Raw genomic sequence first — 6,028 nt, forward strand, 5'->3', positions numbered from 1 at the left:
GCTTGCTGCCGGGGATCCAATACGGTGGCAGAAACCACGTGCGACTCAGTATTCATAGCGCTTCCTTCCTGTGCATGAACCCTCTGTACCGGCACGCTGACAAGTATCGCCCCAGCCATCAGACAGGCAATACGGTTCGGTTTCATGCGCGGGAGGCCTCGGGGGATGAAGGTCACCACGATAGTCGCCGGCCGCTACCGCGATAACCCGGCTGAAAGTTGATGCATTGCTGAATTCAGCTCACAATTGGCCATGAGCGCTGTGAAGACCAACGATCTCCAGGCCTTTCTGGTAGTGGCACAGGAACAGAGCTTCACCAAGGCGGCCGTTCGCCTGGGAGTGACCCCCTCTGCACTCAGCCACTCGATGCGGTTGCTGGAAGAACGCCTGGGCATCCGGATACTGGCCCGCACTACACGCAACGTCTCCCCTACCGAGGCGGGCGAGCGGCTGATGCACTCCATCGCACCGCACTTCGAGGCCATCGGCGCCAGCGTCGAGGCACTGGGGGAGCTGCGCGACCGTCCGGCCGGAACCCTACGGATCTCCTGCACGGACGATTCCTTGGAGACCATCATCCGTCCGCGGCTTGCCGGGTTCCTCGCCGAATACCCGGATATCACGCTTGAGTTCTACGTGGACTACGGGTTCACCAACGTGGTGGAACAACGCTTCGACGCTGGCATCCGGCTGGGCGAGGCGCTCAGCAAGGACATGATCGCGGTCAGGGTTGGACCCGATTGGCGCTTGGTCGTGGTTGGATCTCCTCATTACTTCGCGAAGCATCCGAAGCCGCGGAAGCCCGCCGACATCATGGAACACCGATGCGTGCACATCCGGCATCGTCCAAACGGTGTCATTTACGCCTGGGAGTTCGAGGAGGGGGGCAAGGAGTTCACCGTACGCGGCGAAGGCCAACTGGTGTTCAACAGCATGACCCACGTCGTCAATGCCGCCGTGGACGGCCTGGGCTTGGCCTATGCGCCCGAACCGATGGTCACCGAGCATATTGCGGCGGACAGGCTGGTTGCCGTGTTGGACAAATGGTGCTTGCCCTTCCCCGGCTACCACCTCTACTACCCCAACCGCCGGCAGCCCTCGCCTGCGTTTACGGCGCTGGTCGCTTGGCTGAAGCGGGATGAGTGAAATGGGAAGGACGTAGGGGAGATGACGGCGGCCTCTTTCGAGGAAATGATGAGGTCCTGAAACTGACCGCCCTACGGACAGCGCATTGGTCGCTGCCACAACCGTCTCTCATTGATGCAAGGTGCGCTTCCGGCCAGAAGCGGGTGTTCTCATCCGCTTCCAAACCTGTTGCAGAACAGAGGGCGACGCCCACCGACGTGGGTATCAATCGGCGCGGCAGTGGTGACGGACCAACACTGCGGCCCATCACGACAATCCCGTCACGGGTTTCCGGAGATGCTCTGATCATTCCCCCTGTTCAGGAGCAACGATGCCCACCTCAGCATCTTTTGTCATTCGCTCCTTTGAAGCGAGCTATGCCGCATCCGGCGAAGTAGAGCGAATCCTGGCGCTGACCGTGGAATGCGGCCATTGCAGCACAACCACTGCCTCAACCCTTGGCTCCCTGATGGAGCTTCCAGGTGGTGCGCTTTTTCGCTGTGGGCAGTGCGGCTCGCATCACGCCGTCAGCAACGCGCGGCTCTCGGCTATTGGCGAGCCTTTCAGGCGTTCTGCGGAGCACGCGTTGGCACGGGAAATGCAGCTCAACCCTATGCTGCCAGTGTTCCATCGGGCCCTGGCCATCGAAACGAGATAGTAGCCGGCGGACGTCCTGGCCTTGGCCTCGACGTCCACGCTCACCGTCCTGAGCTGCCCTTGGACGTCGCATTCTTGTCCCCGTCGGACGGCGCGTCGGGGTCTTCCTTCCCGGCGTGAGCATGTCCACCCGTCGGGTCTTCGATCTGGATGACCTTCCCCTTCTGCCACGCATCGGCGCCTGCATCGTTTGAGGGCGCGGCGATGTCGGCACGGCGCTTTCGCTTGTCCTCACTACTGACCCCGAGCCGGGCGTCACGGGCAGCGACCATGGCCGGGTCCGCCTGGCCATCTGCGGTGAATCCCATCATCAGCTGCGGCATGCCTCGGGGCAGGTCCTTGTCCAGGTCTGTGTGCCAGGTGTGCCAGGTCTTGCCATCACGGCCACATGTTTCGATGGCAACGCCAGGGAGTATGAAACGATCGTGATTCAGGAAGCGGTTGCCGGCATCGGCGCCCGAAAGACCATGGCATTACGACTGCTCGAAGCGTCCAGGGCAGCCGCCGTCCTCAAACTGGCGAGCTACCTGCGCCGCTGAGGCGTCGACTGGATACACCTTCGGCCTCCGTCTCACCGTCCCCTCTCACATAAGCAGGCGACTACCCATCGGTGGGCGCGGCGGTTGCAGGCAAGCCGTTGCATGCGGAGCGCCGTCCGAGGCCAGATGGGACGCTTCCGGAGACCCCATGCCGGTCTGTTCAAGCCCCTCCTGCACCGCTGCAAGCAGCCGGCTGGCACAGCGGACAGCGCTCCCGAGGCCAGGATCCAGCCCCACGATGTAAACGAAGCAGCCGTCAAACTTCGCCGACGCCGTCTCCAATCCCTCTGAATAGGTCATCTCGCGTTTGAGCGCCTTGAACCAGCGCTTGGGTGGCTCGGCGTCCAGCTCGATCACCACGGCGGCTTCGCCGAAGTCCAGCGGCATCGCTTCGATCCTCACCACCTTGGGGCTTGACGGGGTCTTTTGTCTGGCGGCCATTGCCCTTCTCCTCTGGAACAATGACGGAGAAGTATCCGCAGCAGGCGCCAAGAGCGCGTCAAAATTTGCTGACCGCCGGCGCGATTTTCTTTGCAGCTGCAGTGGCGCTGCTTAGCCGCGCAGAGAAGGCGCGAAGGTGGCACTGCTTCACTGCACCCTTGCGGCAACGCATGCGCTGCGAGGACTCGCCTGAGGCACTTCTTGCGGTCAGTGGCATCGGTTGCGCAGGCTGAGGCCGGCACGCGTCAGGCCGTAGACACCCCTGGCATCCGCGCCAGCACATCCGCCCGGCAGACATCCAGAAGTTCGTCCGCCAGCGCCGAATCGTCCGGGCAGGACCGGGACAGCACCATCGCCCCAACAGCCTGCGCCATCAAGGCGATCCGACGCGCGCGCGCCTGCTCGGCCGTGGCGGCGTCGGCCTGTTGTTCCAGCGTAGGAGCGACCGCCAGCTGCGCCTCGATACCTGCCGCAAAGGCCGCCTTGACCGCCGTCGGCTGACGCGCCGCGTCGGTGCACAGCGCTGCCATGGTGCAACCCTGGCCTGGTGCGTCCCGGTGCTCGCGGGAAAGGTAGTAGCGCACGAAGCTCTCCCGGTCCGTGCCGGCCGCGGCGTCGGCCGATTTGGCCAAGCCGCACCTCGCCGCTTCCGCCATCAGGTCGGCCTTCGACCCGAAGTGCTTATAGAAGCCGCCGTGCGTAAAGCCCGCGGCCCCCATCAGGTCTGCCACGCCCACGCCGTCGTATCCCCGCTCCCGGAACAGGGTGGAGGCGGTTTCGACGATGTGCGCCCGGTTGGCCTGCGCCTGTGCCTTGGTGACCTTCATGAACGATGCCCTGCAACGCGGTGCTGCGGAAGTAAGGCACTTTACCACACTTAGATTACGCACATCATCAAACCATTGACATCTAAGATTACGGTCATCATCATTGCGCCAGCCCTATCCCGGAGCGGGCTTCCGCCCCTCCGCAACGCCCCGTCAACGATCACGACCCCACACCCCATGACGACCCCGACGCTCTTCCAGCCCTACCCCCTTGGCCCGCTGACGCTGGCCAACCGCATCGTGATGGCCCCGCTGACGCGCAACCGCGCCGGTGCCGGCCTGGTGCCCAGCCCGCTGGCCGCCACCTACTACGCCCAGCGCGCCTCGGCCGGCCTGATCATCACCGAGGCCACCCAGATTTCGGCGCAGGCCCAGGGCTACCAGGACACGCCGGGGCTCTACACCCAGGACCAGATTGACGGCTGGCGCGCGGTCACCGATGCCGTGCATGCCCGCGGCGGGCGCATCTTTGTGCAGCTGTGGCACGTGGGCCGCATCTCGCACGTGGACCTGCAGCCCGGCAATGCCGCACCCGTCTCCGCCTCGGCCATCCGCGCGCAGACCAAAACCTTCGTCCACAACGGCTTTGTCGATGTGTCCGAACCGCGCGCATTGGAGATCGACGAGCTGCCGGCCATCGTCAACGACTTCCGCCAGGCTGCCGCCAATGCCATCGCCGCCGGTTTTGACGGCGTGGAAATCCACGGTGCCAACGGCTACCTGCTCGAACAGTTCATCAAGGACGGCGCCAACCAGCGCACCGACGCCTACGGCGGCTCCATCGAGAATCGCGCGCGCCTGCTGCTGGAGGTCACCGCCGCCGTGGCGCAGGAGATCGGCGCGGATCGCACCGGCGTGCGCATCTCGCCGGTGTCGCCGGCCAACGCCATCGCCACGGTCAGCGACCCGCAGCCGCAGTACGACTACATCGTCGACCAGCTCAGCGCGCTGGGCATCGTCTACCTGCACGTGGTCGAAGGCGCAACCGGCGGCCCGCGTGACGTGGCGCCCTTCGACTTCGATGGGCTGCGCGGTCGTTTCAAGGGCACCTACCTGGCCAACAACGGCTACGACCTGGACCTGGCCAACGCACACCTCGCCGAAGGCAAGGCAGACCTCATCGCGTTTGGCCGTGCCTTCATCAGCAATCCCGATCTGGTGGAACGCCTGCAGACCCGCGCGCCCTTGAACGCATTGAACCCCGCCACGTTGTACGGCGGCGGCGCGGAGGGCTACACCGACTACCCCGCATTGACCGATCCGACGCCGCAGTAATCCGTTCAACAGCGTCGCGCTGCACCCCTTCTCGCCCACCCCATTCCAAGAGACACACCATGAGCCTGCTTCCCACCGTCCTCATCACCGGCGCCTCCAGCGGCATCGGCACCGTTTACGCCGAACGCTTCGCGCGCCGCGGCCACGACCTGGTGCTGGTCGCGCGCGACAAGACGCGCCTGGACACGCTGGCCGCCCGCCTGCGCCAGGACACCGGGGTCGCCGTAGACGTCCTGCCGGCCGACCTCACCCAGCCCACCGATCTGGCCAACGTGGAAACCCGCCTGCGCGACGATGCGCGTATCGGCATCCTGATCAACAACGCCGGCATCGCCCAGTCCGGTGGCTTCACCGCGCAATCGGCCGACAGCATCGATCAGCTGGTGACGCTGAACACTCTCGCCCTGACGCGCCTGGCCGCGGCCGTTGCACCCCGCTTGGCCGACGCCGGCGAAGGCGCGATCGTCAACATCGGCTCGGTAGTGGGTCTGGCGCCCGAGTTCGGCATGTCCGTCTACGGTGCGACCAAAGCCTACGTGCTGTTCCTGTCGCAGGGACTCAGCCTGGAGCTGTCACCCAAGGGCGTCTTTGTGCAGGCCGTGCTGCCTGCCACCACGCGCACCGAGATCTGGGAGYGTGCCGGCATCGACATCAACACGTTGCCGGAGGTGATGGATGTCGGCGAGCTGGTGGATGCCGCCCTGGTCGGCTTTGATCGTCGCGAAACCGTGACCATTCCGCCGCTGCATGTGGCCGCACGCTGGGACACGCTGGAGGCATCGCGCCAGGGCCTGCTCTCGGACGTCCGGCAGGCGCAGGCCGCAGAGCGCTATCGCGCATGAGAGCCTTCCTCATCCACCGCTATGGCAAGAACGAAACGGGGCAGATCGATGACGTGCCAACGCCGGCGCTGCGCGACGACGATGTACTGATCCGCGTGCATGCGGCCAGCGTCAACGCGCTGGACACGAAGATCCGGCGGGGCGACTTCAAGGTGATCCTGCCGTATCGCCTGCCGCTGATTCTGGGCAACGACTTGGCCGGTACGGTGGAGCGTGTCGGTGCCGGGGTTTCCCAGTTCAAACCGGGCGACGAGGTATATGCACGCCCCGACGATGATCGCATCGGGACGTTCGCCGAGTTCATCGCGGTCAGCGACGCATC

The 6,028-nt window shown here is 64.9% G+C and carries 8 protein-coding genes; 5 read left to right on the forward strand and 3 right to left on the reverse strand.

Annotation, left to right across the window (positions count from 1 at the left end; all coding sequences use genetic code 11):
• The first annotated feature begins 252 nt into the window (after positions 1-252).
• Entirely contained in the window at positions 253-1,146 is an 894-nt protein-coding gene (locus ACXJKH_RS12705) for a LysR family transcriptional regulator (protein WP_457319731.1), read from the forward strand.
• Positions 1,147-1,456: 310 nt separating this feature from the next.
• A complete protein-coding gene (locus ACXJKH_RS12710; RefSeq protein ID WP_457319732.1) occupies positions 1,457-1,783 on the forward strand; it encodes a hypothetical protein in 327 nt (108 codons plus the stop codon).
• 40 nt (positions 1,784-1,823) lie between these two features.
• On the opposite strand, the gene ACXJKH_RS12715 is transcribed toward ACXJKH_RS12710, so the two are convergent.
• The 3 genes from ACXJKH_RS12715 to ACXJKH_RS12725 all read right to left on the reverse strand — a co-directional run bounded on the left by ACXJKH_RS12715 (position 1,824) and on the right by ACXJKH_RS12725 (position 3,589).
• A complete protein-coding gene (locus ACXJKH_RS12715) occupies positions 1,824-2,216 on the reverse strand; it encodes a DUF1264 domain-containing protein (protein ID WP_457319744.1) in 393 nt (130 codons plus the stop codon).
• Between the two features lie 150 nt (positions 2,217-2,366).
• Positions 2,367-2,762, reverse strand: coding sequence for a hypothetical protein (locus ACXJKH_RS12720; protein WP_457319734.1), 396 nt, complete (start codon positions 2,760-2,762; stop codon positions 2,367-2,369).
• A gap of 245 nt (positions 2,763-3,007) precedes the next feature.
• The gene (locus ACXJKH_RS12725) at positions 3,008-3,589 is read right to left on the reverse strand and encodes a TetR/AcrR family transcriptional regulator (protein ID WP_457319736.1); all 582 of its coding nucleotides are present in this window, start codon (positions 3,587-3,589) and stop codon (positions 3,008-3,010) included.
• A 177-nt stretch (positions 3,590-3,766) separates the two neighbouring features.
• On the opposite strand from ACXJKH_RS12725, the gene ACXJKH_RS12730 reads away from it, so the two are divergent.
• The 3 genes from ACXJKH_RS12730 to ACXJKH_RS12740 all read left to right on the forward strand — a co-directional run.
• Positions 3,767-4,864 carry an alkene reductase gene (locus ACXJKH_RS12730; protein ID WP_457319738.1) on the forward strand — a complete coding sequence of 366 codons (1,098 nt, stop codon included), beginning with the start codon at positions 3,767-3,769 and terminating at the stop codon, positions 4,862-4,864.
• A gap of 59 nt (positions 4,865-4,923) precedes the next feature.
• Positions 4,924-5,706 (forward strand): SDR family NAD(P)-dependent oxidoreductase, encoded by a 783-nt coding sequence (locus tag ACXJKH_RS12735; protein WP_457319740.1) that lies wholly within the window; start codon positions 4,924-4,926, stop codon positions 5,704-5,706.
• Positions 5,703-6,028, forward strand: a 326-nt coding sequence (locus ACXJKH_RS12740; RefSeq protein WP_457319742.1) for an alcohol dehydrogenase catalytic domain-containing protein, incomplete at its 3' end; no start/stop codon positions are given. The genes ACXJKH_RS12735 and ACXJKH_RS12740, both read left to right, overlap by 4 nt.

Source organism: Stenotrophomonas sp. P5_B8 (assembly GCF_054049855.1).

Coding starts and splice junctions, on each gene's coding strand:
- ACXJKH_RS12705 (WP_457319731.1), top strand. CDS start 253: ATGAGCGCTGTGAAGACCAACGATCTCCAGGCCTTTCTGGTAGTGGCA.
- ACXJKH_RS12710 (WP_457319732.1), top strand. CDS start 1,457: ATGCCCACCTCAGCATCTTTTGTCATTCGCTCCTTTGAAGCGAGCTAT.
- ACXJKH_RS12725 (WP_457319736.1), bottom strand. CDS start 3,589: ATGAAGGTCACCAAGGCACAGGCGCAGGCCAACCGGGCGCACATCGTC.
- ACXJKH_RS12720 (WP_457319734.1), bottom strand. CDS start 2,762: ATGGCCGCCAGACAAAAGACCCCGTCAAGCCCCAAGGTGGTGAGGATC.
- ACXJKH_RS12730 (WP_457319738.1), top strand. CDS start 3,767: ATGACGACCCCGACGCTCTTCCAGCCCTACCCCCTTGGCCCGCTGACG.